Source organism: Halorubrum sp. ASP1 (genome assembly GCF_005435135.1).
In the GTDB taxonomy this organism is placed as follows: Archaea; Halobacteriota; Halobacteria; order Halobacteriales; family Haloferacaceae; genus Halorubrum; species Halorubrum tropicale.
The window spans coordinates 74,397-99,472 of sequence record NZ_SGUA01000010.1; the positions used below are offsets into that span (position 1 = coordinate 74,397).

Here is a 25,076-nt window from a genome sequence, read left to right on the forward strand (position 1 = left end):
TATTGTGTCGTCATCAGTACATACTGCTCTGTTGAATCCGCAGAAGGCGGCGAGATAGCGTCGCTCTGAAGGTGGAAGCGAAGCGGAAGAGCCGAATGTGTCCAAACTCCTCTTCCGCTTCATTAAGCAAGCCGCGTCGCTGGCTCAAAAGCGCTGTGCCGCTAGTCCAACGGCGGTGAGTGATCCGACTGGCCACGGATTTCCCGGGTGGAAGCATGTCACGCTCCACTTTTTGCGGGTTCACATGGATGCGACGTACCGCGAGATCGTGGATTGGGCGAGTGAGATGGATCGCGTTCGTGGTCTGTTACAACTGTCGCGGACGGCATTTCCCGCACCCTCAACGCTGTACCGGTCGTTTGAGAGGGTGCCCATGTCGGTGTGGCGCGGTTTCCTTCGGGAGTCCGCGACCATCTGCGATCCGGGCTCGCACGGTGCCATCGATGCCACATTTTTCGACCGCGAAACGGCATCGAGACACTACCAAAACCGCTCGGATCGCCACATACGCACGCTCAAAACGACGGCGCTCGTCGATACAGACTCGTGTGCCATCCTCGATCTTCACTGCTCGGCACACTGGCCTCACGACACGCAAACTGGCCGTCGAGTCGCCCTTCGTAACACCGAGAAAATCGAGAGTCTCGCCGGCGACAAAGGCTATGACGACCAATCGCTCCGGGACGCCCTCCGATCAGAGGGCGTCCGGCCCCTGCTGCGTCATCGGTTGTTCGCTGCGTACGATCACGCGCACAACGCACGGTTGGACAGCGGGCTATACGGCCAGCGCTGGATGGCCGAGACCGCCTTTTCGGCCATCAAGCGTCGGTTCGGCCCCGCTGTCCACCCTCGCGCGTGGTACCGCGAGTTCCGCGAACTCGTGTTGACCGCCGCAGTCTACAACCTCGAACAGGCTCTCAAACAGTGATCCCCACGCCGTCATCGGATTCAACAAAGCAGTACATACAAAATATGCAGGTTCAACAAGCAGGTAATTCATGTATGTTGATAGGTAAAGAACAATTCTGTCATGATCGTATCCTCCTCTGTATCGGTCAGTTTGCCACTGAAATCCGTCGAAGAGTTTGTTTATGTCCTGCTATACAGATCCCGTATACCTGATTGGTCAGAAAAATAGCACTATGTGATCAGTCGAGTCGGTTATGGATGACTCGGTGCTTCAAATTTTGTTAGGGATCATTTTATATATCCCCTCATTGAACTGTTCGTATTATGTCAACAGGAGACGGCGAACGACAGTACCGGCTGAAATTGAAGGAGGAGGATAAGATCCAGGCAACAGTAACGGGAGTTGGCAGTGGGACACCGGAGGTAGACACATCAAGTTGGACCAATATTGACACTGCGAGTCTAGCGGAAGCCAGCGAAAATACAACCATCGCCCCCGGTTCTCAGATCTATACTAAAGTAGCAGACATCACCGAAAACCATGCACAATTAGTAGCCCAACGAGGCGTGTATCAGCGGAATCACCTCCCAGGTGACGAGATGCGAACTCAAGCAACAAAACAAGTTTCTGCGAGGTTATGCGAGGGGGAGTTGAACCAGGAACGAAATCTCGATTCGCTGTTCATCGTCGGGGTGGCAACTGGTGCTGACGTGACGATAAAAATTGCTAAGATTAGAGGTCGGTCCGCTATCGGTTTACCAGTAACTGTCCACGATCCGGGACTCGCACCAGGTCGCGAAGTACTTGTTGAGACGACAGCCAACTCAACACAGGCAAAGGTGGTCCGGATTGCTGATCAAAACCATGACGGCCAACTTCCGGATGGAGAAGTCCCTATCAAACTATCACAAGTAGCCAAATCCACAGGCAAAGCAACCGTAGAAGTTTCTGGCGTGTCATCTGAAGGGATAACAGGAACAATAGTCGATCTGCCTGCCGAATTGCCAACTGTCGGTGATACATTCCAGACATCCGTGAAGCAAGGCCGCAGACACACGACGGTTTCTTGGAGCGATGCTGATATTGTAGTCGAAGTCGAGTTTGATGACCCCTGTCCAGTAACTGGAACCGTGTCTATTGAATTGACGGAACAGGTGAACGGGAAGTACCGAGGAAACCTCATCACGTATACGTATCCAGATCTATCTGTCGGAGAAACATACACGATATCGGTTTATAAATCGAAAAACGGAGGCACACTCAAAATAGGAAGCCAGTCGATACCCATCAAACTTGTCGACTCAATTGACACAACAGGAGAAGCTACGGTCAAGATTGTCGAAATATCTGGTACAATTTACGGAAAAATAGTTGGGGAAATTAGCCCCCTCAATATTGACGACGCAGAGTCTTCCAGCGTCGATCTGACAAATCTGAGTAAATTATAACCACTCAGTCAAGATGTGACACGAGTTATAACGCAATTTGTAGTTGTCACGGTGGATTTTCTGCGTCATTGAGTCCCTCGAACGTTCCATTCGTATAGGCGTATCGCCACCGCTGGAGAATCGCTCGCGTCACAAGGCTTGTTTCAGACACAGCAATACAAGATGGGTCGACAGGACGGCTCAGAGCATCGGGAGGTGAATGGAAGTGTCGGCGCGGCGCGTCGGGTTTCGGATGACAGTCGAACCGAAAATTTCGGTCTCGGTCATCTGTGTAGTGTGCGGCGTAGTTCCCGGTGAGACTCCACCGGACATCTATCCGCGCTGTTGACGCCGCTCCGACGCCGTCGGATAGTTCAACGGAAAGTGTCTGTGGATTCAGGGGGTCGTCTAATGATGCCGCCTGGACCAGCGGCTCTAGTTCCACGAACAGGTCCCGTATTTCCCGTAGTGCCCCGGCGTCGATAGGACCAAATACCTCAGACTGCTCGTCTGGCTGAATATGGTGAGCGGGGTCTCCGTCGTCGGTCATACCACGATGGATGTATCGCCGTTACCATCGTCATCCGTGTCCGTGCCAGTGAGGTGACCAGTTTGGCTCACCTCACCGATCGCGAGTGTTGCCTGTGCGAGCGCGAGGTTGCGTCGCGTCGTTTGCCATTCTGTGAGGAGCGCACCATGATCGCTGTCGGCGTCCCCGATATCCAGTTCTCGGGCGAATTCCTCGGGTGAATCAACACCGTATTCCTCGCGCCACGCCTGGATCTGCGTCTTCATATCGGCGATGCCGGACGCGATCTCTTCGGGCGTCCGTTCCGCGAGGAGCGACTGGGCGTGTTCGGTGACGATAGCGGTTTCCGACCGTCGGTAGTGCGTCGTCTGACCGTCCTGTGACGTCGTTACCTCACCAGCGCTCTCAAGCGTTCGCAGGTGCTTTCGCGCCGTGGTCGGTGAGACGCGGGCACGCTCGGCGATCTGTGCTGCAGACAGCGGATCGTACACACGAGAGATGACTTCGTACACTCGTTCGAAGGGCGTCGTCTCCTCGATCCATTCCTCTTCGACGACATCGTTCACGTCACGGTGTTCGGTGCCGCCATCCGGGCTCACTCGGTGGGGTGGGGACAGCTCTTCGGACATTATGTGCCAACCAACGGGAGAGCGGTATAATAATCTGTGGGGTAGTATATTGTTCACCGTATTCAAGATATGGAGGACTGTCCACAGCAGTCTTAACCAACAGAGATCTGTAAGACGGTCGTTCTGTTGGTTAACACGCTACCGGATGTTCAGCTAACAAACCCGGAAACGATTCTGGAAGTGGGGTTAACAGAGCGAACCCACGAGAGTACGCTGTTTCTGTCAAGGCGATCTCCATTCCCTGAAATCCGGAACAGACACACCGGCGATTATGCGAGATTTCGGTGTATAGAATGGTAGATGGGTGACTTACGCAAATGACGTTCACGATCGATTTCCTTGACGATGGTCGCGTCCTTGAATGGGAAGCGACCGACGATGGCGCCACCATGACCGAACGCGACGACTACACGCCCCGTTTCTTCGTCGCAGCACGTGACCCTGACACTGACATCGATCTTACACAACTTCATTCACTATACGAACGGCATCCTGACGTCGTCGCGACCGAATCCGTGTCGCGGCGCTCCGGCTTCAGGCGTGACGACGAGCGCGCTCTGGCTGTCGACGTCAACCATGTCGACCGCGTCACACCGCTTGTGCGACAGGCACACCAACTGTCAGCGTACCCCGTTGGAGATCTCGCCTGCTTCAACGTCGATTTCTCACGGGAGTTTCGCTACTGTCTGGAGACGAATTGCGATCCAACGCCGACGGCGGAGCTGTCGACACTCCGGCTTGGTGTTCCAGTCACCGAGATAGGCCAAGACACGTACAGCGAGCTCACAATTGCCGGCGAGACTGTTACCGGGTCAGCAGGAGACATCCTCACCACCGTCCAAGCGGCGATCGAAACACATGATCCAGACATCCTCGTCTGCTCGACGAGCGAGATCGTCCCGACGCTGTACGAGATGGCGACGGCTGCCGGCGTCGACGACTTCTCGCTGAGTCGGTGGCCGGACGTCGACTACCAGCAGCTCGCAAGCCGGTCGACGTACTCGAGCTACGGCCGCGTCGGTCACTCCCCGGCGCGGTACAACGTGCCCGGTCGAGCGATCATCGACGAGTCGAACACGTTCTTCTACGGGGAGACGAACCTCGACGGCGTACTCGACCTCGTGTCGCGCTCGAAAAAGCCTATCCAGGAGCTCGCGTGGGCATCGATCGGGAACGTCCTCACCGCGATCCAGATCTGTGAGGCCCACGACCGCGGCGTCCTCGTCCCGTGGAACTCCTGGCGACACGAGTTCTACAAGCCGATGGGGACGCTCCACGACGCCGACCGCGGCGGCTTTATTTTCGCGCCCGAGGTCGGCCTCCACGAAAACGTCCACGAACTCGACTTCTCCTCGTTGTACCCGAATATCATCTGTACTCGGAATGTGTCACCGGACGTCATCCGGTGTGACTGTCACAGCGACCGCGACGACGTCCCCGGCCTCGGGTACTCAATCTGCGATGATCGAGGCTACCTCGTCGACGTGCTCCAGCCGATCATCGACGCTCGCGACGAGATCAAGGCAGCCATCCGTCGCGAGAAGAAACGAGACGACCCTGACGAGGACCGGCTGTCGGAACTCGAGGGGCGGTCGGGCGCGCTGAAGTGGATCCTGGTGGCTTGCTTCGGATATCAGGGATTCAGCAACGCGAAGTTCGGTCGTATCGAGTGCCACGAGGCAATCAACGCGTTTGCTCGCGAGATTCTGCTGACGGCGAAACAGCAGTTGGAGGACGGCGGCTGGCGTGTCGTCCACGGCATCGTTGACTCTATCTGGGTGACCCCGGACCCCGACGTCGACGACGATGACCGCGAAAACCTCGAAGCGCTCACGACGGCGATCACGGAACGCGTCGAGATTCGGCTCGAACACGAAGCCCACTATGACTGGGTAGCGTTCGTTCCCCAGCGCGAGAGCAACGCCGGCGCACTCACGAAGTATTTCGGCAAGGTGGCTGCCAACGACGAGTTCAAGTTACGCGGTATCGAGGCTCGCCAGCAGTCGACCCCGCCGTTTATCGAGGATGTCCAGCGGGATTGTCTCGAACGGTTCGACGCGACTCGGTCACCGGACGCCGTACTCGACTGTCTCCAAGACGCCATCAAGCGCCTCCACGCTGGAACGGTGCCGATTGACCAACTTGTCGAACGGAATCGAGTCTCCAAGCCGCTGAAAGGGTATACGCAGAACACACAGAACGTGGCGGCACTGAAACGGGCTCGCGATCAGGACCTCGCCATTCATCCAGGACAGGACATCGAGTACGTAGTCGTCGACGACGAGAAAAGCTCGCGAGAACGGGTCGCGTTGACTCACGAGGAGGTCGAGTCGTACGATGCGTCGTACTACGAGACGCAACTCGTCAGAGCTGTCGAGAGTGTGCTGTCACCGTTTGGCTGGGATCGGGCGGAGATTCGTCGAGAACTCACAGAGACGCGGGTCCCGAAGTTGGCAGCGTACGCGAGCACAGAGAACAGTTAACCAACACAGCGGAGTGGGTTTGTTGGTTACCTAAGATCCCTTTAGGGTCGAACCCCCACACCCCGTGTGCGATATGAAATTGCGAAGATGGTGGGGAGGGGTGATCGGGGAGAGAGACCATGAAACATCTGGAATCCGCTATTTTACGGAGGAGAGGTCTCAAAGATAGCGATATCAAGACAGGCTATATTTTGGAAACCTTTACATAGCCGCTCTGTCAACCATAGCCGCAATGGGCCTAAGGTCGGTTGAAACGAAACAGTATGTTTCGTGATATAACCGAACTTGTCCGGGGCTTTATTCCTTCGTGAGCTGAACGTCTCTGTCGGTTTATCGTCTTCTCGTGGACTCTCTCACCGAATTCCGACATCTTTGGATGGTTCGTCCGTGCCTACCTTCTCGTGAAATTCATATCGCACACGGGGTGTGGGGGTGACTTATCGACGAGATCAGACTCTGCTCGGGATATTCAAGAGATATTTTCGGCACATCTGGTCGAGAATATGTCCAGTGTTTCATCTCGCACACGGGGAGTACCTCCGCTGAATTCTTCTGTCTTGCCTCGACATCGACAGCTGTTCGATGGCCTGATCGACATTTCATATCGCACACGGGGGGTCACTACGATCAATTGATTTCGCCCGTGGTTACGGTATTATTTCGTCTACCCATCTAGAAACAGTCTGTATCGGCAGAATTCAGCAAATTTAATCTCGCACACGGTACCCATATTTATTTATAGTTTCGACCTAACTGCGCAAATATGGCTGACGGCGACGATCAACAGTCCCTCTCACAATCTATCAAAGGTCGCCTCCAAGAGGGCGTTCAGAATTCGGTTTTTCGAGATAAGGGTCTTCTTGACCCGGATGCCGTCATCGACGAGGACCGGATCGTCGGTCGTGATGACCAGCTGGACGACATCATCACCTATCTCCGACCGGCATTACAGGGGAACCGCCCGCCCAATATGCTTCTCTACGGCCCATCGGGGACGGGGAAGTCACTCATCATCAATGCGGTCTGTCAGCAGGTTCTTGAACTCGCGAACGCCCAAGATGACCGTTTTGGCGTTATTAAGATCAACTGTCAGACAATCAAATCGCACGATAGGGCTGTCTATCGTCTTGTAGAAAACGCCGCTAATGAAGCCGACGTCGAAGTCGGTGTTCCGCAGAGTGGCGTCTCGACAGACCAGAAACTCAGCCGATTCTATGAGATCCTGAGTAACAATTTCGACTCGGTCATTATCATCTTGGATGAGATTGACCTCCTGGTGGGACGACAGCGGGACCCGAACGAGGAACCAGCTTACTCAAAGCTGCTTTATCAACTCTCTCGGGCATCACAACTTGGTCAAATCGAGGGGCACGTGTCCGTTGCTGCGCTCACGAACGATCCCCGATTCATGGAGAACCTTGACGGCCGGGCTGAGAGCTCGTTCAATCCGCAAGACGTCGTCTTCTCAGACTATGATGCGGACCAACTACAATCTATTCTACGACGACGTCGTGATGCGTATCGGGACGATGTCCTTGAAGACGGTATTATTCCACTTAGCTCAGCGTTTGCGGCACAGGATCACGGCGACGCGCGGAAAGCGATCGATCTATTCCGGAAAGCAGGCGAGATTGCGGACCGAGAGAACGAAGATACGGTTGATGAAGGACACGTTCGCGATGCCCAGAAAGAAGCGGAACGGGATCGGACATTGACTCAAATGCAGGGTCTGTCGACCCAAAAGAAGCTCTCGCTTTACGCTACTGCAATCGTCCCCGTCTACTCACAACGCAACCTGAACGCCGTTCCCAGCACAGTCGCGTACCGTGTGTATCAGTATCTTACTGACTTACTTGATGCCGATACAAAATCGCGCGACTCCTATCTCCGCTATATGAGTGAGGCAGAGACATACAATTTTGTCACATCAGAAAAGCGGGGACGTGGCTACGGGAGTGGCGTTCACAAAGAGTACACGTTCGTTGACAATCCTGGCGTGGTTGCTGAAACCCTTCGAGCAGATATCCGGATCGAGGAAGCAGATAACGAAGGTGATCTTATCAAGTCAGTTGTCAACGCACAGATAGACGACTTCTTTGAGGGAAAGTAACTCGGAGCGACACAGTCGCTGCTATTTGATTCATTTCGCACACGGGGTGTGATTCTGCCAGAAGAAATATTATATATTCTAAGTGTGTCTGACAATCGTACTCATAATTTCATTTCGCACACGGGGTGTCCCCGCACAACTCGTCAACTGATTCATCTCTCACACGGGGTCTACCCCGGTTGAGGGTAGAATCATTTCGCACACGGGGGGTGCCAACGAGATACCTCAAAGAATTTCATTTCGCACACGGGGTGTGTACGCCGCAAGATCGGGCTAGCCATCTGCTCTACTCGTCAGGATTGACCGGTGACTTATACTTGGATTTGACTTGGTCTCCATCCCGCCACTGCCAGTAGTAGTAGCGATTATCGTTGATCTCCTTGATCGTGATCGTCGCTTTGGCCGGGACGTCGTCTGGGAGCTCGTCTGGTTGCTCTTCGACCTCTTCTTGATCTGCCGACTCCTTGAGATGCGCCTCTCGTTCCTTGTGCTTGGCGAGCGCTTCAGTATACGTCGCAACATCTCGGAGCTGTTCCGGGTCCGACTCGTTGAGCATGTTGACGATCTCCGTCGGCAGGTTCGCCGGTGGGTGCGGGGGTTCGTAGGACATCGGCTACTCTCGTGTTAACCAACACGACCCACGAATCCATAGTTTTGTTGGTTAAGACGATAATAACGGCTCTCGTGCTTGCTAGATGTAACACTACTCGAAACTTGTTTATAAATTAGTTTTGTACTATGTCATACTGTGCTTCGGCGCATCGAACTCAAGGTCCTCGCCACGGTCGCTCGCGGCGATACGATCTCCGAGCTCGCGACGAAGCTCGACCATAGCGAGAGCTACCTCTCTCGTGCCGTCGCCGACCTCGTCGAGAAGGGGCTCGTCTACACGGAACACGACGGGCGGCGAAAACGAGTCATCCCGTCGGATGCTCGCGCCGTCGAGCTCTATCAGGACCTCGTCCGTCAGCACTCCCACATTGACTTCCCCGAGCTACTGACCGGCAAGGCACTCGAGGTGCTGTACTACCTCGACCAGCCGCGAACTGTTTCCGAGATCGCCGACCGGAGCGACAACTACCGCAACACAGTCAACCGGGTCCTCAAGCGGTTTCGCGACCGTGGGTTCGTCGGGACGGCCGACGGCCACTATGAGTTCAACGCTGACTTCGACCGCCTCCACGAGTTCGCCCGTGAACTCACACACCATCTACATCGACAGCGCCTCGAAGCCGTCGCCCCGAAGGGCACGATTCTCTGGGAGGACTATGACGAATTCCTCGCTCAAACTGAGACGGAGATAGACGCAGACGGATTCCACGAAACCGGCCTCCCTCGGTTCGCGATGTTTGATCTCCAGTTCCTGCTCACCGGCCACCGCTACTACGTCTACTCCGAGGAACTCGACGCAGTCTCGCCGGCGGAGCTGTGTTGTCACACTCTCTTGATCGACACCGGTAGCCGCTACCGTTCGTACTGTCTCCTCCTGCTCAGCCACGTCGACGTTGACGAAGACGACCTCCGAACGCGATCTGCGAAGTACGACCTCGAAGACGAAATCAACGCCTTGCTCCGCTACCTCGAAACCCACGGCGAGATCCAGGACGATCGTCTCCTCAAGTGGGACGAGTTCCAGAAGCTGGCGGCCGAATACGAAATTGACCTGTGACAAATTTTTGATTTTACATGGATTCGGCTCTGTTGAAATCCTATTCTTCAGACATATTCTCACCTGAAACAGCCGGTCGATGAGAGCTGTGTACTAATCGTTTCAAGGCATCGCGTCTAACGTTGTGGCCACTGCAATAGGTGTTAGAATTGCCAAAAACAGCCACTGATGCTGATTTGTCCATTGTCGGACTCTTGTGGAACGACGGCGTAAGAGAGCAATCAAACTGAACGAGAGAAGCCCAAGCATGCTGACTAGGTTCCCAGTAAGTCCCATCCAGAGTGCAACAGGGAGCGGAAGAACAGTCATAACGCGATCTGCTGTTCTTTCGAAATCCATACTCTCAACTTCTAACACTAAAAAAAATATCTACTGGTCTTAAAGAACGAATCACTCTATTGATATCCTTTGCTGTGCGATTCGTGAGTCCCCTGTACTGACCACACCCGGTCAGAATATATCACTTCCTAAGGATTTCAACAGAGCCATGGATTCAGAGGTATTTCTCGCCCTGGACGCCACACAACTCATAATTAGTGAGAACTCATTTAGAAATTAGGTTAAAGTAGCAACGCCAAGGAATACTTTACAATGAAAACAGATACGAACGGTACCCTTGCTGACGGTATCCAGATATCCATCGACCTACCACTCCAAGATGACCGTTTACTCAGTGGCGATGCGACAGGTGATATTCTTCTCTTTTTAACTCGACACCACGATGAATCGTTTTCGATGACAGACCTTGCTGACGCAATTGGTTACACGCGACCGACGATCACCAAGACGGTTGATACACTTTCTAGGAACGATCTCGTTATCGAAGAACACGACGGACCCCGCCGACTTGTCCAGATCAACCGTGACCGGCTCACCATCCCAGACCATCCATTCCTCGGAATTCCCCAGTCGGAGTTTCACGCGCCGGTACAGGATGCGACTGACCAACTCCGTACTAAACTTGATGACGTCCTCGCTGTCGTTCTGTATGGAAGCGTTGCTCGCGGTGAGGCTGACCGTCGCAGCGATATTGATATCTGGGTGTTGGTTCGTGAAGACCGACCGAGCAATCAACGACAGGCGAACCACATCAGGCAGTCGCTTGAGGAAGACACGTTTGGCGGGGATCGATATGCGTTCGATATTGATGTTGAGTCTCTCCAAGGAATCCCGACGTACGCTGAGGAGCTCCAAGAAATTATTCACGATGGTATCGCAGTCTATCAAACAGATGAATTTGACACCGTCCGTAGTATGATTCTTCACGGTGATGGGTGATTCGGAGGCTCTCTGGGCGAACTCGTTCACTAGAGCTAATTTAAAGTTCAAAGATTTCGTACTAACGAGCATGACTCCCCACCCCGTCACGGAGACACCCCCACATGATCTCGAAACGGGGATCAATCACCTCGCAACCGTCGGGCGGTTATTGGATCATCCAGAACTGGCGCGTGTCTATGTGTACACCTGCTATTACGGGCCGGTCACCCGCCCAGAGATCAAGGCGGCACTGGATATCCCAAAGACCACCGTCTACGATCACGTAGAAACGCTTGAGGCCCTCGGAATTGTCTCTCTGGCGGGAGATCGACCGGTGGAAGTGACCGCAGATCCGGTTCGCATCACCACTAACGATATTGTTGTGACGCCGACGATCCTCCATGCTGTTGCACTCCAAGAAGTCGACGAAGATGTCTCATACTTCGTTGAGCGACACGGTGTTGGTAAACTTGCTGCTGCTGTCCGACAGGCTGGACTCCATTATGCTGGTCAGATCTCCCAGCGAATGGCTGCTGATCCACTTGGTATCCCATCTGGGGAAGCGATCAGTATTGTCCTCGCGCTGAAGCCCGTGCTCGCAGTTGGGCACGAATACGATCCCTACTTCGACGTGATTTTCCCAGAAATTTCGGATGACATCGGATTCGAGAGCGACCATGACGCAGCAGCACCTCGTCAGAATACCGAGTCGTGACTGAGTCCATCACAGCAGTCGACGCAAACGAATTGGGGCATCGAAAAATAGTGCCCGTATCTATCGAATGGCTGTTCTAGACGAGCTCTCGGGATTCGAGTTCGAGGATGTCATAGAGGATGTCTTCCGCAACCTCGGCTACGAGAACGTCCGGCAGGCTGAGAAGACAGCTGACGAGGGACGGGATGTCATCATGGAGGAGGTCGTCGACGGTACACGACGCGCGATTGTCGTTGAGTGTAAACACACGGGGACGGTCGGGCGGCCGGTCGTCCAGAAGCTCCACTCGGCGATCGCGACGTTCGATTTCGATGGCCCGAAGCGGGGGATGGTCGTTACGACCGGCCGGTTTACGAGTCCCGCTCAGGAGTACGCCGACCGTCTCCAACAAAACGACGATCCACACCCAATCGAGTTACTCGGTGGTGAGGACCTTCGAAAGATCGCCGATGAGATCGGCCTCGACCTCTACAACGGTCGCATCGAGATTCTCTGCGACGAGACCCTCCGTCCATACGACCCGGCAGCTGACGTCGACGCGCCCGTCAGGGAGGTGTTTCGTGACATCAAGAATATCGAGGCTACCGGCCTCTCAACACCGCGCTCAGCGGTGACCTTCCGACCGGTGGTCGCGGTTACCGCCGACACGAACGCCGTCTTCGAGACGTCTGTCGGCGTCATCCACCGGATCAACGATCGGACGCGGTTCGTGGTTCATGCTGAACGCGGGCAACCGCAGGTCGTCGACGAAGACGTCGCAACACTGGTCACCGAGAACCTCCATACGAGGATCGAACTCGGCTTGGAACGGTTGGGGGAGGTGTTCGACGACGTTGAGGAGCGCCGATTCGGACAGACCCAGACCGAGTACAAGGAGTGGGCTGTCGAGCGGCTCCAGCAGCACCATACAACGACTGTCACCTACACCGGCGACAACAACGTCACGTACAATAAGACGTGTGAGCCGAATCTCTCGGATATCTCAGTACAATCGATTGAGCCGGTGTATCTTCCTGAGGTTCGGCAGACGACAGAGATACTGGAGTATTCGTATCCCTACGAATACTATGCTGGTGGCCCTTCACGAGTCACTACAGAAGACGGGATTCACCGATGTGTCCACTGCGAGACGAGCGGTGTCGACGAGACCTACACGTATTGTCCGAACTGCGGGGCGATCGCCTGCGACACCCACATCAAGACCGAACGGCTCGAAGGGGAGCCGGTCTGTACAGGCTGTGCGGTGACCGAACGGTTCGCACTAAAGACGAAATACTTCTACGACGAAGAGAATCTCGAGACGTTTCGCGAGGAGTACGCTGGGATGTCGATCCACGAGAAGGCGATGGAGAACAAGCTCTTGGCTGGAGGAAGCGTGGTCGTGACGCTGCTGCTCGTCGTTGGACTCCTTGTCATCGGCGGCATCATCTGAGCGGGATCGGTGTTCACACTGGCTCAGCGACCAGTTCTTCGAGCGGGCAGTCGAGCGACCGAGGCTTTCGAGTGTTCTCTCCCACCGAATCAGATAAAAATCAGTCAACTGTTGCCGCTGATCAGCTCCTCAATGAATCGGAAGCCGTTCACGAACGTCACCGGGTCACCGTACCCCTCGCTCGCGAGCACGGTTTCGGCCCCCTCGCCAGCCACGATATCGGTCGTGTAGATGTACACATCGGTCGCCGTCCCCGCACTGAGGTGCTGGGCAGCTAAAGCGGCGAGGGCGGCGTCGGCACGCTCGACCTCGTCGGCAGGGCGGTCGTCGGCGTTCGCGATGTATCGCTGGACACCGTCCATCACCCGCGAGACGACTGGCTCGGCGAACTCGAGCGACGCCGCGATCGCCGCCCAGCCCTCGTCGATTGCGGTGTCAACCGGCACTTCCTCAATGTTGGGCTCGTTGACGGTCAGCTCCTCGTACACCCGCTCGGGCAGGATGAAGGCGATGTCGTTCCGGCGATCGAACCGCCGAACGGCCTGATAGCGGCTGTTCGAGGGCTGTCCCATCGCGACGAACAGGCCGGTGTCGGCGATGTGGAGCCGACTCACGCGTCGCTAGTTTCGTCGCTGTCGATATCCAACTCATCGAGCCCCGTCCCTGCCTCCTCGATGTCGTAGTGCTCGTGGACCACAGGCCTGAGCGCCTGCAAGATCATCTCCGCGGCTAGCGGTGAGATGTTCAGGTCTTCGGCCATTAGTCGGTGGGTCACTTCGCCGCGTTCACGGGCGACGGCGTAGGTGAGCGCCGTTGCGAGGCCGGCGACGCCGTGGCGGTGGATGTAGGTGTCGATGTCGCCGTCCGTCTCGGCGCGGCCGACGGCGTCGATGAGCGCCGGCGTGATCGTGTACCCTCGGTCACCGGCGGCCGTCGTCACTGTCAAGTCAATCTCCCGGACGGCGTACCGGCGTGGCTGCTCGTCGTCGGTGACGTCGACGACGCCGGCGTCGACGAGCCGGTTGACGTAGCTATAGGCCGTTCCCTGGGCAAGTTCGAGGTCGTCCATCACGTCTTGGACGGTCGCCTCCCGCTCCCGAGCGAGGTACGCGTATAGCTGAGCTAGTTGTGGCTCCTCAAGGAGGTCAGCGACCGAGAGGAAGTCCTGGACGATGTCGCCGTCGGCGCGATTTGAGGTACGTGACACGGGTGGTTCTTGATTACAGTTTACAGTGAAACAGTAAAGAGTGTTTGGGCCACTCCGCCAGCGTCGCGACCAGATGCTCCTCGAGGTCCCGTGTCCAATACGTCGCGAGCCCGGATGGACTACAGCGGGCGCACAGTTACAACGGGCCTTCCAGAAACCCGAGTTCGACCCGGAACCGGGCGAGTGCCGCGAGTGTGTCGACGACCACCCCACAGCCGTCACAGACGAATTGATCGCACCCCTACGACTATTTGAGAGACCGTAAGAAGGGAACTCGAGTGCTTCCTGCTAGACGCTTTCGCTGTCATTTCTATATTGTCTAATTGGTTGTACTGTACGACTATACTAACTAGTTGTACTCAATAGTACAACTAACCATACTAACTGATTTGTCTGACGCAAATTTATGACGAATGGGTCTAACAAGTGAGACATGCTCACGTACACGACATACAGCGAAGCTGGCGGCGTCGGGAAGACGACGCTCGCGTCGAATCTCGCCGACGCGCACGGTCAGCACGATCGTGATGTTCTCGTAATCGATCTTGACCCTCAGAATGGCTCGTTGACGTACTTACTCGGCGTTGACGCTCCACGAGATGATAGTAACGCAGACAACATCGCGCGCCACCTCATCGACCGACCAAAGGGCTCATTCGAGGACCTCATCCTTGAGACGTCATTTGGATTCGACCTTGTTCCAAGCCACAATATGCTAGAAAATCTCGCCGATCTCCTTGCTCGCGCTGCCTCAATGGCAGAAGACCTCGATGAAGAGTTCGAGCGCCACGATCAGCTGCGACAGGTGCTTCTCAACGCGAATATCCCCGAAGAATACGATACGATCGTCGTCGATCCACCGGCAACCGCTGGTCCCCATCTCTACAACGCTATTGGCGCAACCCGTTCGCTGGTGATTCCGCTGGAACCGACAGGGAAAGGGATGCAATCGATAGAGGGGCTACAAGATGTTGTTCAGGGCTTCGAAGACACGGTGGGCGTCACTGTTGGTGTCCTCGCGGTTGTGCCAAACGGCGTTGGACGGACGACGGACCAACAACACTACCTGACCCGTATCCGCGAGTTGGGGTACGACGCGCCAGTCGCAATTGGTGAGCGATCGTCGCTGTTCGAAGGCTGCTGGGACAAGCAGACGACAGCGTTCGCGTACGTCAATGAGTATCGCTCCCGGAAACGTGATCACGAAATGGAGACGCTCGAGCAGTTACATGAACTCGGCAGCCATCTTGAGGAGGTGAGTGCCTAATGCCGAACGGCATGAAGTCCGGCAGCGGCGATGATCCCTTCGCCGAGGACGACGATGTTGAGGATGATCCTGTCGACGACGTCGCGGATGCCGACAAAGCTGCTGGTGATCCGTTCGATGAGCAATCTACAACACCAGATCCTGATCCGACGTCGACGACGCTACCAGGCATTCCTGACCATCCTGCTGACGAATCGTCTCGGCTACCGTGGATCCACCGTCGCGATGGAGTGAAAGACGATCGGGACCACAAGACGATCCACTATACAGAACACACGGTAAAGCGGGAACGTCGGGAGCTCCGGCCTGCGCTTGAGGAACAGCTCGGAGACGATGTCGAACTCACTGACGCCCGAGAGGCGGCATATCTCGTCGGAATGGACCATCTAGACGAGGTCGCCGACGTACTTCGAGAGTGGGGCTACGATATCGAGTGACCGGTATCGGTACGGCCCGTGCTATCCCTTCAGAGGAATATCACCGAGCGCGCCCCAATTAGGGACGCCGAACAGTTCACCTCGCAGGGCCCACAAGATGGAATGTCCCACCGGTGTGTCGTCGATCGGCTTGACAGCGAGCGTGTGCTCGGCGGTATGGCAGTCCGAAAGGACGCAGGGCAGCATGATCACACCAGCGTATAGCGTCGGTGCCGCCGGAGCGCATAGCGGTAGGAACCATACGAAACGCCGCTCGTCAACAGCAGATACGTACCGAAGAGCACGCCGAATACAGGCGTCAACACGACGTTTCCGGTGACTGCGAACCACGTCACGAACAGCCCGAGAGCCGTTCCGCCACCCACGACGAACAGGTACACCATCATGACGAGCGTCGACGGGACGACCGTTTCCGTCCCCCAAAACTCGCGCTCCTCGTAGATTGGGTACGCCGAGCCGATGCCGACCGCGAACATCGCCGCAGCGAGACACATCACAACTCCGACGGCGGCGGTCGCCACCGCCTCAAGCACCGTTATCCCGAAAAGGATCGGGACGAACGAGCTGAGAACAACGACCGGCACTCCAATCGCAACGCCGGCGAGAAGCCGTCCACGGACGAGAGCCGCGGATGATGTCTCGGTGAGAAGGATGAACGGTAGTTGCGGCCGCTCGTCACCGAGCGGGTTCAACCCGAAGGTAGCGCCTGAGAGGTATGTCGCGAGAACGACGCCGCCCCCAGTGATGAGGGGTCCGAGGGCGTCACCCGAAAACTCGAGAAACATCGTCCCGAACGGTGCGATAAAAAAGACGGCAATCAGGAGATGACTCAACTCCGCCGGATCACGGCGACCGCGCACGAGAATCCCCCACGCGATACGACCGGGTTTAGTCCATGCGAACGGTCGTGGGGCAGAGAATCCGCCACTCGATCGCCGCACCTGCGTCGACTCGTTGTTGCCGACCGGATCGGTAAACCACAGCGTAGAAACCTGCCTGGTCGAGACGGCGAGACCGACCGGCGTGAGAGCGATTAAAGCCGCGAGCACCGCCACCGCCCCTAGGGAAGTCGGTCTGGAGACCGGTGTTCCGACGAACGCGAGCGCAACGTATTCCACGAGGGGATCGAACGCTACTGTCGACAACAGCCGCTGCACTGAGAGGTCGGATTCGACGATGAACTGCCCAGCGAACTGCGACGCGACGACGAGTCCGACCATCGCGAGGATACCGACCGCTTTCAGGAGACGGCGAAGGCTGGGGAGTTTCCGCAGGAGTCGCAGCACAGCAATTCCCCCGGCGTACCCCCAGACGGCGGCACAGCAGACGAGCGGCAGCGCGACCGCCCCGCCCGAAGCAACGAGCAGCGGCGAGCCCATTCCGAGTGCGAATGTGACGACCACTGCCCCGACCGGGATCCCGAACCACAGGGAGAGCCGTCCCACCTCCGCTGTGATGAGCCCAATAACGACTGATCGCGGGTGAACCGCCAGCAGAACGAAATCCGCACCGTCAATGTGTCCGAGCCGTTCGAGGGTCCGAAACACCGATATCGACAGGAGACCGAGAGGAACGAGCGTCGCAGCGGGCGCGAAGAACGGGACCGCCGTCACGGAGCGCGCGGTTTGCCCAAGCACATACGCCGTCGGCAGCGCGAACAGGAGCGCGCCGCCGAAGAACAGCGCCGTGAGCAGGAGTCCAAGGACTCGACGGGGGTTTCCGAGGTACCCACGGAGGCTTCGGACGAACTCCGCCCGCCCAATTCGGAGCCCGTGGCGAACGTCCTGTCGGAAGCTCATGCTCTCCGAGAGGCCGCGTCCGTTTCGGGTTCGCTCGTGACGGCGAGGAACGCGTCTTCGAGGGATCCACTTTCGCCAGTCTCCGCACGGGCCTGTACTTCGGTGGGCGTCCCCTCGGTGACGAGTCTCCCGTCAAACAACACCCCGACCTCGTCAGCGACGGCTTCGACCACCGGAAGAATGTGTGTTGAGAGGAACACCGTGGTTCCTGCGTCGGCGAACGTGGTGATCGATTCCCGGATGGTGCGCGCCGCTCGGGGGTCAAGCCCCGATGTCGGTTCGTCTAAATACAGGACGTCCGGTTCGTGCAGGACACTCTGTATGAACGCGGTCTTCTGTTTCATTCCCTTCGAATACCCGTCGATCCGCCTGTCCGCGTCACCGGCTAACCCGAATTGGTCGAGGTACTCGCCGATGCGCTCGCGGGCAACGGACCGCGAAATGTCGCGAAGGTCGGCGACGTATTCGAGCTGTTCGCGGGCGCTGAACTCGTCGTACAGCGGCGGCGTCTCAGGGAGATAGCCGACCCGATCGGCGATCGCACGCCGGTCGCTCGGGTTGACGCCACAGACGCGTACCGATCCGCTGTCCGGATCGCTGAGACCGGTAAGCAGCCGCATCGTCGTCGTCTTCCCCGCACCGTTCGGGCCGAGAAAGCCGTAGACGGTCCCGTGCGGGATGTCGAGTGTGAGACTGCCGAGAGCGACTTCTGAGCCGTAGCTCTTCCGGAGATCGGTCGCCAGAATGGCGGATTCGTCGTGGGTGGAGGGCATACGTAACGGATGTCATTTCCCGAACCGGTCGTCTATGCGTTTCGGAATCATCTTGCGGTCACACGTACGGGGGTGATGCCCATGGGTAGATAGCGACGCGAATAGACAGCGTGATCGCTCCGCCGAACTCTCATTTTGTATAGCGATATATGATACATTACTTCTGGGCATTCTCTGTCCGATAAGTTGCTTATTTCGCGTGTCCCTAACGGACACACGGATAACCAATACTATTATACTACTGTCAGATAGACGCTATCCTATGAGATCACCACACTTAGAATTACCACAGAACACAGCACGAGGGGTTCTCCCCTGGGATTTCCGTGAGTGAGCAAACCTACAATTGGTCGAGGAAATCACTCGACGAACTCGTCGATTTCTACGAGCGCGAAATCGCTCCTGAACGCCGGCAGGGGGGAAATGATCCAGACGAGATCCCCACCTACCAGTGGCTCGTCGATCACGGCTATAGCGGTCTCCAGTACGCTGTCCGGGAGCATCATGACATGACACTCTCCGAGTTCTTCGAACAGGCTGTTGGACTCGGAGACGACACCTCTTCGGAGACGCCATCGTGGCCGATCGATAACGAGCAGATGATCGAGTACCTCGAACAGTACTTTCGGTCACAACAACGGGGGTCGGCTGCGGAGACCACCCTCCAGTCAAAGCGTTCGCGGCTCGGTCAGTTCCTTCGTCATTACGAAGCCCTCCACGGGACGTCCGCTATCGTCGCTCGTATCACCGATGTCGCTGACCAACCTGAAGAGATTCAGCGCGTCACAGCCGTCTTCGACATCCTTGATGACGAGCTCGAGAGCAACGATTCGAAGCGTCGGTACCGGTCTGACATCGACGATCTCTACAGCTGGCTCGTCGATCGCGGCTACGGCGCGTTTAATCCCGTCCGGTACGACCACGAGTGGGATGTTGCCAAACGCGACAACCCCGCCCTTGCGCCTGCTCAGGTCGGAAATCTTGCGGCTGTGACTGAGAACATCGAAGAGCAACTGATTGTCTTGGGACTGTGTGCCTGGGGCCTACGCCGGAGTGAATTAGCAACCCTCCACGTGGAGAATGTTGAGCTTCAAACGGAGTCACCATACCTTTCGTTCGACACGCGGAAGAATGGCCCCGGAACAGTAGCGTTGATCTACGGTCAAGATGTCCTTTCGGACCGGATCGCACAGCTGTCGGAACGGCAGGGATGGGACGGGTATCTGTTCCCCTCATCGGACGCTCGCCGTGAATATGTGACCGGCGAGACGCTTAACCGACGGCTCAAATCGATTGCTACGCGCGCGGATGTGCGTGTTCGCGGTGAGCTTCCAACCTCGAAGATGGGACGTCGATTCTGGTACAGTGCGTACGCTGATGCTGTTGAGATGGTTATTGAACGCCTCCAAAGTGTCGCCCAAGAGCAGGGCAGTAGTGACCCGATGGTCGTGTTTCGGAATTATCTCTCCGAAGAGAAGCGTCGTGAGTACCTTCGCGACGCGATGTATGACCGGCTTGCTGAGGCGTTTGAGGATGCTGCCAATCAATAGTCTGGAGCCACGGTATCATCTTGCCAATTAGGCTCGGCCCGTTGAAATTCACAGCAGTTGGTGGTTTTCCATCTCCAATTTCAGTCTACTCCTTCCAGCGGCAGCAGTTTAGATATAACCTTATGTGCGGAAGTGGATGCTGAAGAACCGTTTTACTATTGTTTGTTTCAGCATCTGTCTCTGATCTGTACAATACTTATTTATTTGTCTGGTTTCCACCTGTAATCGCATTTCTCGCATACAAATTCTGGTGAAGAATTATCCTGTATCTCCAAGCTTACTCCCTCTTCACTACAATCAGGACAAGAAAGCGGTATGACTGTATTAGTTACTAGTTTGAGCTTTTTACGGACTTTCGCTAGTTCGTTCTGAGTTGACCTCCGTTCTGATTTCTCATTGCGAACTGTCTCGATAGTGTCCTCTGAAGCACCTGGATCGTCAGAATAATTGAATCCACAACTTCTACAGATCCATTCGTCACCCATTGAGGACATCATTGACCCGCACTCATCACACGTTTCCATATGCTTGATTATCTAGTAAATGAGTAAAATTTTTTGGGTATAATTGATAACCGCCCTCATGAAATTTTCATTGGCTGATATACGTCCTCCGCTAATATCAATACGGATTTTTCAGCGGTCAGAAATTCTATTTATCTCTAGAGAAAAGGGATTTCGACAACACCTTATTCAGGACGGCTACCCGCTTGCCCTGCTACTGACGTTTCAGCAAATCACAACTCTTCTTTAAGTGCCTTGTGCGCAGTAGATTCTACTGCCGTGGGTTCCGTTCGCTGTAATGAGAGTTGGTGTGGTTGGCCCTCCGTGAGAGACTGTTTGCATCCACCGATTGGAGTGAGTGAATAGCGGATGATCCATCCCATCGCAGAACTCACGCAGACTGATGAAGGCGATGTGGTGTTTACCAAGATCCGGCCTTCGTATTCGCCTACGTCGAAGATCGCTGTTGATAGGACAGCCCAGTACCGAAAGGGAGCAAAGACCGATCTGTTTGCCCGCGATGCTGGCACGGCCGACCAATACGGCCGGCGAGGCGAGCGTGCCGAAGCGTACTACGCCCGTCTCTGGCGGTATCACCACCAGTGGGACGACGATCGACATGGTCGTCGCACATACAAAGATAAAATCGCCGTCACACAGGCACTTGCAGGGGCGCTCCCAGTATCCGTTTATGAACGCCGCGAGGCAGTTGTGTTCGTTTGCTCGCATAGTGGTCGACGGTTTAACCAGTATGGCGGTCTCCCCGCGATGGCACTTGGAGCGTTCGCTGCGATACGTGACGAAGAGATCTCGGCTCGGTCGACACAAGTGAGCGACCAATTGGAAAATCCGCTTGAGCGACGATTGTCGGCGTCTGACTGTTTCATCGATCTGTGTGAACAGCACGATGTTGATTGGTATGCGGCATATACGAAAGCGAAGGAAATTCGAAACCGAGAGTGATTGTTTATAGCTCCCGACTGAAGTGAGGTGGGAGTAACTGGCGTGGCCGCCATGATGACATGGTGAGGCCAGCCTGGCCCACCTCGGATCTCTTGTGTACCTGCTAACCCCAACCCATCAGTGGCGACGCATAGCCAACCGCACGCATCGACAGCCCGATCAGTCCATGGTCTCGCTCCGAGGACCACAATGACTGGGGATGAGGTCCCCGACGACGGAGCGACAGCTCGGGAAGCACTCGAGATGCATCTCGCCCAGGCGCTGACGCGGTGTGAGTCGGCGGCAGTCCGTGATCATCTGGAGGCAGCATTACGGCACTGTCGCGATCTCCCACCGACACCGCTGGTTGAGTGCCCGCTGTGTGGTTGCGTCGGGCTCCCGGAGCGAATCCGGATCCACGACTGTTCAGGGTGTCCCAGCCACGACTGATCACCACTCAGACCACTGGTTTTCAGTCGTCACTCATCCCGTTTCTGGATATATACGGAGCGATACAAGCTACTCAAATATCGCCCCCACCACCGATCGGCGGGACATCCTCGACGAGCAGCCAATCGTTCATAGATGTACTTGAGGCCCTCCCACTTCCAAGCGAGGCCACGGCGTCTGGTCGAACGAAGAGACCGGTCGGCAGTCGTTCGGCGGGACGGGCGGCATCACGGTCGGCGCGGACGTGATGACGGTCGCGCTCGGTGACGCGAACGAGGCGGCAGGCGGGCTGAAGACGACTGACATGGGCATCGAAGGGCAGGTCAGCCGGCGGGAGTCGCGACGCGCGCCGCGTGGGTTCGATGACCCGGAGATGAACCGGGAGTCGTACACGCTCGCGGTCGAAGAGCGAATCGAGGGCGAAGCCGAGGCCGACCGGAAATCGACGGCGCTCGCAGAGCGGTTCGAGAGCATTCGCGCTCAGGCGGCCGAGAAAGGCGAAGTCATCCCGGACCGGGCCGAGCGGTGCCGGGCCGAGGTCACGGCTGACACGCACTACCAGCGGACGACGAGCGAGGAGCCACCCGAGGTCGAGACGATCGAGAACCCGTGGAGCGAGCTCGACCAGTCGCAGGTCGCAGCAGTGAACCAGTCGGCCCAGCGGTTGGCTGACCACTTCGGGCACGAAACGTATATGGGACGCGCGTCGATGGCGCAGTGTCTCGCTCGGCGACTCGCGGACGGCCAGCACATCGCGAACGCGACCATCTCTCTCAAAGAGAGCATCGAGCAGTTCCCGGACGTGAAACAGCCGATTCGGTCGATTGACCCCTTCAAGCAGTACCAGACGACGATCGAAGCGACGGTTGACGTGCTTTGGTCCCCGCGTGGAACGGGCCAGCGCCAAGTCGGGCTGCTTTCGGATGAAAACGGCGACACGGTGAAGGTGGTCGTCTGGCAGAAGTCCGGTCGCAAACCGACGCTCAAGGAGGGCGACCAGGTCCGTATCGAGCGCGGTAAGGTGAACGCCTACCAGCGCAACGGCGAGTGGGAGACGTCGATTGCGGTGGACGCGGAAGCGGAGATCACGCACCTCGCACACGGCGATGGGCCGGGCACCCGGCGCAAGATGGCCGGTGAAGCGCCCTCGCCGCCCGCGTGGGACATGGAGTCGAAGACCCACCAGTGGCTGATCGAGATGAACGCCAACGGGTCGAAAGCCGGGCGTGGCGACATCTCGGATGAACGGATCGACGCGACGAACGATTGGCTGATGGGCCGCATCTCCGACGAGGAGTTCGACGCAGGGCGCGGCGAGTAGGGCCGGGCCGTCGTTGTTTTTTGCCCAGGTGCGAGCGCGCTGAATCGCGACCGGAGGCCGCCCGCCCCTCCGGTCGCTCACGATCCGGACAGCGACGGGGCGATGCGTCCCCTCCGGGGACACGTTCCACCGTGCCTGCCTGCGGTAGCGGGCGGGCGCGGTCCCCGCCTCGGCGGCTGTCACAGCCGACAAACGCCCCGCAGCGAGTTTGTATCTCCCGATTGGGGTAGAAGGAATTCATGAGTGCCCATTCGCCCACCCTCGACCGGACCGATTTCGAAGCGATCACTCCCGAACGCCTGGTTGGCATTGTGGACTACGACATTTTCGACCAGCTCGTCGACTTCGAGCATCGTGGCTGTCGATGTAAGGTCGACCGGCTGATTTCGTATCTCGCTGCTGGCCTTGAAAACCGGGCCATCCTCGTCGGTGAGACCTCCGAGCCCGACCCGCTTTCGGAAGTCGAGGCCGTCAACATCGTGACCTCTGCGCTGTCTGGGCGCTTCCCCACGTGGTTCGGCGACCCGGACGAACTCGCAGACCTCGACATGGCGACCTCTGACCGGCATCTCTCTGAGAGCGATCTTCGCGAGGACTACTGGCAAGACGAGCTCGTCGGCGTCGACATCGACACGACGAACTACGCGAGTGTCAAGCGGGTCGTCATCCCGATCATCGCGATCGCCCTCCACGGCGTCGACGCCCAGAAGGTCGCCGACGAGAAGTTCGCGACCGACAGCGCCCAAGAAGCGATCCGGCGGGCCGTCATGAAAGAAGCGTACCAGCACAGTCTCTCAGATGCCGAAATCGACGAGGCCGTCCAGGACGCAAAGCGAACGCTTCAGAACCACCGGACGCGCAACGACCGATGAGCGAATTCACCGACAAGACCATTGACGTGCCGGGGCTTGGCAACGTTCCGAGTCCTTCCGAACTCGCCGCCCAGAAGCGGTCGAAATACGAAACCGACCACGTAGGCGTCCCCGACCAGTGTCCCGTTCAAGGCTGTACCGCGAACGGCTTTCGCAGTTTCGCACAGCTTCGCGGCCACTTCGGCAGCGCGAGCGACGGCGCACATCGCTCCTACGATCTGAGCATCAACGACTACCGCGACAAAGACGAGTAGGCTGACCTCTCACCGCCTGTATGAACTCGCTTCAGCGCGAGTTTTTATCCACCGGTTAGGGTGGAGTGAGATTGAGAGTGACCTGGACGAAACCACCCCGAGAGACGACGAAAGCATACACAGCCTCCGTGAGCAACCACACCACCACCACCGACATCGACACCATCGCGACCGACGAGTCCGACGCCGAGCGGTCCAGTTTCCGTGCCGTATACACCGCCTTTGACGACGACCTCGAGGTCGACGTCGTCGAGCGCGTCGACGCAGCCTCGAGCCCCCACGAGTACGGCCACGTTCTAATCGACCGCCCTGAGTGGGACGAACCCAAAATCGCCCTCCCACAGAACGTCCGCGTGGACGTCCTCGATACCGAGCCCACGGAGGAGTGACAAACATGGAGAAACACATCGGCTACCCAATTGCCGCACTCTGCTTTCTGTCCAGTGCGCTTCTCACGACCGGCATCTTCGTCTCCCTTCTCGCATAACACTCAGCGTTTTCTTTTTCCGTCTGCCCTCCCCCGTCGCCCGTCAGGGC

The 25,076-nt window shown here is 56.9% G+C and carries 24 protein-coding genes and 1 pseudogene; 16 read left to right on the top strand and 9 right to left on the bottom strand.

The annotated features are described in order from the left end of the window. Positions 1 to 97: 97 nt before the first annotated feature. Together EXE48_RS14520 and EXE48_RS14525 are read left to right on the top strand one after the other, a co-directional pair. Positions 98 to 928, top strand: coding sequence for an IS5 family transposase (locus EXE48_RS14520; RefSeq protein ID WP_137711917.1), 831 nt, complete (start codon positions 98 to 100; stop codon positions 926 to 928). Positions 929 to 1,233: 305 nt separating this feature from the next. After that, positions 1,234 to 2,358 carry a hypothetical protein gene (locus tag EXE48_RS14525; RefSeq protein WP_137711918.1) on the top strand — a complete coding sequence of 375 codons (1,125 nt, stop codon included), beginning with the start codon at positions 1,234 to 1,236 and terminating at the stop codon, positions 2,356 to 2,358. A 46-nt stretch (positions 2,359 to 2,404) separates the two neighbouring features. Here EXE48_RS14525 and EXE48_RS18945 read toward each other — a convergent pair whose 3' ends face one another. Both EXE48_RS18945 and EXE48_RS14535 read right to left on the bottom strand, forming a co-directional pair. After that, a complete protein-coding gene (locus EXE48_RS18945) occupies positions 2,405 to 2,887 on the bottom strand; it encodes a toxin-antitoxin system TumE family protein (RefSeq protein ID WP_241992024.1) in 483 nt (160 codons plus the stop codon). Continuing rightward, positions 2,884 to 3,432 (bottom strand): winged helix-turn-helix domain-containing protein, encoded by a 549-nt coding sequence (locus EXE48_RS14535; RefSeq protein ID WP_137711945.1) that lies wholly within the window; start codon positions 3,430 to 3,432, stop codon positions 2,884 to 2,886. The genes EXE48_RS18945 and EXE48_RS14535 overlap by 4 nt, the downstream gene beginning before the upstream one ends. A 380-nt stretch (positions 3,433 to 3,812) precedes the next feature. Here EXE48_RS14535 and EXE48_RS14540 point away from each other — a divergent pair, with 380 nt between their 5' ends. Beyond that, the gene (locus EXE48_RS14540; RefSeq protein WP_137711919.1) at positions 3,813 to 5,978 is read left to right on the top strand and encodes a type B DNA-directed DNA polymerase; all 2,166 of its coding nucleotides are present in this window, start codon (positions 3,813 to 3,815) and stop codon (positions 5,976 to 5,978) included. A gap of 763 nt (positions 5,979 to 6,741) precedes the next feature. After that, a complete protein-coding gene (locus tag EXE48_RS14545) occupies positions 6,742 to 8,088 on the top strand; it encodes an orc1/cdc6 family replication initiation protein (RefSeq protein WP_137711920.1) in 1,347 nt (448 codons plus the stop codon). Between the two features lie 286 nt (positions 8,089 to 8,374). Here EXE48_RS14545 and EXE48_RS14550 read toward each other — a convergent pair whose 3' ends face one another. Further along, positions 8,375 to 8,698 carry a DUF6788 family protein gene (locus EXE48_RS14550; protein ID WP_137711921.1) on the bottom strand — a complete coding sequence of 108 codons (324 nt, stop codon included), beginning with the start codon at positions 8,696 to 8,698 and terminating at the stop codon, positions 8,375 to 8,377. Between the two features lie 138 nt (positions 8,699 to 8,836). Here EXE48_RS14550 and EXE48_RS14555 point away from each other — a divergent pair, with 138 nt between their 5' ends. The 4 genes from EXE48_RS14555 to EXE48_RS14570 all read left to right on the top strand — a co-directional run bounded on the left by EXE48_RS14555 (position 8,837) and on the right by EXE48_RS14570 (position 13,164). Continuing rightward, positions 8,837 to 9,757, top strand: coding sequence for a MarR family transcriptional regulator (locus tag EXE48_RS14555; protein WP_137711922.1), 921 nt, complete (start codon positions 8,837 to 8,839; stop codon positions 9,755 to 9,757). A gap of 591 nt (positions 9,758 to 10,348) precedes the next feature. After that, complete coding sequence (locus tag EXE48_RS14560; RefSeq protein ID WP_137711923.1) at positions 10,349 to 11,035, top strand: nucleotidyltransferase domain-containing protein; 687 nt, start codon at positions 10,349 to 10,351, stop codon at positions 11,033 to 11,035. Next, positions 11,028 to 11,732: a winged helix-turn-helix domain-containing protein gene (locus tag EXE48_RS14565; RefSeq protein WP_241992026.1), complete on the top strand. Its 705-nt coding sequence runs from the start codon at positions 11,028 to 11,030 to the stop codon at positions 11,730 to 11,732. Before EXE48_RS14560 ends, EXE48_RS14565 begins: the two co-directional genes overlap by 8 nt. Positions 11,733 to 11,799: 67 nt before the next feature. Beyond that, positions 11,800 to 13,164, top strand: coding sequence for a restriction endonuclease (locus EXE48_RS14570; protein WP_137711924.1), 1,365 nt, complete (start codon positions 11,800 to 11,802; stop codon positions 13,162 to 13,164). Positions 13,165 to 13,268: 104 nt separating this feature from the next. Here the strand turns inward: EXE48_RS14570 and EXE48_RS14575 are convergent, their stop codons facing one another. From EXE48_RS14575 to EXE48_RS19160, 3 genes and pseudogenes are all read right to left on the bottom strand, one after another. Next, on the bottom strand, positions 13,269 to 13,778 hold the full coding sequence (locus tag EXE48_RS14575) for a PIN domain-containing protein (protein ID WP_137711925.1): 510 nt from the start codon (positions 13,776 to 13,778) through the stop codon (positions 13,269 to 13,271). Then, positions 13,775 to 14,371 carry a DUF7437 domain-containing protein gene (locus EXE48_RS14580; RefSeq protein ID WP_137711926.1) on the bottom strand — a complete coding sequence of 199 codons (597 nt, stop codon included), beginning with the start codon at positions 14,369 to 14,371 and terminating at the stop codon, positions 13,775 to 13,777. The genes EXE48_RS14575 and EXE48_RS14580 overlap by 4 nt, the downstream gene beginning before the upstream one ends. A gap of 13 nt (positions 14,372 to 14,384) precedes the next feature. Next, positions 14,385 to 14,606, bottom strand: a pseudogene (locus EXE48_RS19160) (DUF7558 family protein); the annotation flags it as partial. A 198-nt stretch (positions 14,607 to 14,804) separates the two neighbouring features. On the opposite strand from EXE48_RS19160, the gene EXE48_RS14590 reads away from it, so the two are divergent. Together EXE48_RS14590 and EXE48_RS14595 are read left to right on the top strand one after the other, a co-directional pair. After that, positions 14,805 to 15,638, top strand: coding sequence for a ParA family protein (locus EXE48_RS14590; protein ID WP_137711927.1), 834 nt, complete (start codon positions 14,805 to 14,807; stop codon positions 15,636 to 15,638). Next, a complete protein-coding gene (locus EXE48_RS14595; protein WP_241992027.1) occupies positions 15,638 to 16,075 on the top strand; it encodes a DUF7970 domain-containing protein in 438 nt (145 codons plus the stop codon). Before EXE48_RS14590 ends, EXE48_RS14595 begins: the two co-directional genes overlap by 1 nt. Before the next feature lie 188 nt (positions 16,076 to 16,263). Here EXE48_RS14595 and EXE48_RS14600 read toward each other — a convergent pair whose 3' ends face one another. Both EXE48_RS14600 and EXE48_RS14605 read right to left on the bottom strand, forming a co-directional pair. Next, entirely contained in the window at positions 16,264 to 17,874 is a 1,611-nt protein-coding gene (locus EXE48_RS14600) for a hypothetical protein (protein WP_137711928.1), read from the bottom strand. Continuing rightward, complete coding sequence (locus EXE48_RS14605; protein ID WP_137711929.1) at positions 17,871 to 18,647, bottom strand: ABC transporter ATP-binding protein; 777 nt, start codon at positions 18,645 to 18,647, stop codon at positions 17,871 to 17,873. The genes EXE48_RS14600 and EXE48_RS14605 overlap by 4 nt, the downstream gene beginning before the upstream one ends. A gap of 326 nt (positions 18,648 to 18,973) precedes the next feature. Here EXE48_RS14605 and EXE48_RS14610 point away from each other — a divergent pair, with 326 nt between their 5' ends. Then, positions 18,974 to 20,197 (top strand): tyrosine-type recombinase/integrase, encoded by a 1,224-nt coding sequence (locus EXE48_RS14610; RefSeq protein WP_137711930.1) that lies wholly within the window; start codon positions 18,974 to 18,976, stop codon positions 20,195 to 20,197. Positions 20,198 to 20,397: 200 nt separating this feature from the next. Here EXE48_RS14610 and EXE48_RS14615 read toward each other — a convergent pair whose 3' ends face one another. Next, positions 20,398 to 20,721 carry a hypothetical protein gene (locus tag EXE48_RS14615; protein ID WP_137711931.1) on the bottom strand — a complete coding sequence of 108 codons (324 nt, stop codon included), beginning with the start codon at positions 20,719 to 20,721 and terminating at the stop codon, positions 20,398 to 20,400. Positions 20,722 to 21,069: 348 nt separating this feature from the next. On the opposite strand from EXE48_RS14615, the gene EXE48_RS14620 reads away from it, so the two are divergent. From EXE48_RS14620 to EXE48_RS14645, 5 genes are all read left to right on the top strand, one after another. Beyond that, positions 21,070 to 21,663 (top strand): hypothetical protein, encoded by a 594-nt coding sequence (locus tag EXE48_RS14620; RefSeq protein ID WP_137711932.1) that lies wholly within the window; start codon positions 21,070 to 21,072, stop codon positions 21,661 to 21,663. 676 nt (positions 21,664 to 22,339) lie between these two features. Continuing rightward, positions 22,340 to 23,413 (top strand): single stranded DNA-binding domain-containing protein, encoded by a 1,074-nt coding sequence (locus EXE48_RS14630; RefSeq protein ID WP_137711933.1) that lies wholly within the window; start codon positions 22,340 to 22,342, stop codon positions 23,411 to 23,413. A 239-nt stretch (positions 23,414 to 23,652) separates the two neighbouring features. Beyond that, the gene (locus tag EXE48_RS14635; protein ID WP_137711934.1) at positions 23,653 to 24,285 is read left to right on the top strand and encodes a hypothetical protein; all 633 of its coding nucleotides are present in this window, start codon (positions 23,653 to 23,655) and stop codon (positions 24,283 to 24,285) included. Next, entirely contained in the window at positions 24,282 to 24,539 is a 258-nt protein-coding gene (locus EXE48_RS14640) for a hypothetical protein (RefSeq protein ID WP_137711935.1), read from the top strand. Before EXE48_RS14635 ends, EXE48_RS14640 begins: the two co-directional genes overlap by 4 nt. Before the next feature lie 77 nt (positions 24,540 to 24,616). Next, positions 24,617 to 24,928 (top strand): hypothetical protein, encoded by a 312-nt coding sequence (locus tag EXE48_RS14645; RefSeq protein WP_137711936.1) that lies wholly within the window; start codon positions 24,617 to 24,619, stop codon positions 24,926 to 24,928. Positions 24,929 to 25,076: the final 148 nt, after the last annotated feature.

Coding starts and splice junctions, on each gene's coding strand:
- EXE48_RS14525 (WP_137711918.1), top strand. CDS start 1,234: ATGTCAACAGGAGACGGCGAACGACAGTACCGGCTGAAATTGAAGGAG.
- EXE48_RS14595 (WP_241992027.1), top strand. CDS start 15,638: ATGCCGAACGGCATGAAGTCCGGCAGCGGCGATGATCCCTTCGCCGAG.
- EXE48_RS14550 (WP_137711921.1), bottom strand. CDS start 8,698: ATGTCCTACGAACCCCCGCACCCACCGGCGAACCTGCCGACGGAGATC.
- EXE48_RS14635 (WP_137711934.1), top strand. CDS start 23,653: ATGAGTGCCCATTCGCCCACCCTCGACCGGACCGATTTCGAAGCGATC.
- EXE48_RS14565 (WP_241992026.1), top strand. CDS start 11,028: ATGGGTGATTCGGAGGCTCTCTGGGCGAACTCGTTCACTAGAGCTAAT.
- EXE48_RS14620 (WP_137711932.1), top strand. CDS start 21,070: ATGATCCATCCCATCGCAGAACTCACGCAGACTGATGAAGGCGATGTG.
- EXE48_RS14640 (WP_137711935.1), top strand. CDS start 24,282: ATGAGCGAATTCACCGACAAGACCATTGACGTGCCGGGGCTTGGCAAC.
- EXE48_RS14545 (WP_137711920.1), top strand. CDS start 6,742: ATGGCTGACGGCGACGATCAACAGTCCCTCTCACAATCTATCAAAGGT.
- EXE48_RS14590 (WP_137711927.1), top strand. CDS start 14,805: ATGCTCACGTACACGACATACAGCGAAGCTGGCGGCGTCGGGAAGACG.
- EXE48_RS14615 (WP_137711931.1), bottom strand. CDS start 20,721: ATGGAAACGTGTGATGAGTGCGGGTCAATGATGTCCTCAATGGGTGAC.
- EXE48_RS14605 (WP_137711929.1), bottom strand. CDS start 18,647: ATGCCCTCCACCCACGACGAATCCGCCATTCTGGCGACCGATCTCCGG.
- EXE48_RS14560 (WP_137711923.1), top strand. CDS start 10,349: ATGAAAACAGATACGAACGGTACCCTTGCTGACGGTATCCAGATATCC.
- EXE48_RS14600 (WP_137711928.1), bottom strand. CDS start 17,874: ATGAGCTTCCGACAGGACGTTCGCCACGGGCTCCGAATTGGGCGGGCG.
- EXE48_RS18945 (WP_241992024.1), bottom strand. CDS start 2,887: ATGACCGACGACGGAGACCCCGCTCACCATATTCAGCCAGACGAGCAG.
- EXE48_RS14630 (WP_137711933.1), top strand. CDS start 22,340: ATGACGGTCGCGCTCGGTGACGCGAACGAGGCGGCAGGCGGGCTGAAG.
- EXE48_RS14570 (WP_137711924.1), top strand. CDS start 11,800: ATGGCTGTTCTAGACGAGCTCTCGGGATTCGAGTTCGAGGATGTCATA.
- EXE48_RS14540 (WP_137711919.1), top strand. CDS start 3,813: ATGACGTTCACGATCGATTTCCTTGACGATGGTCGCGTCCTTGAATGG.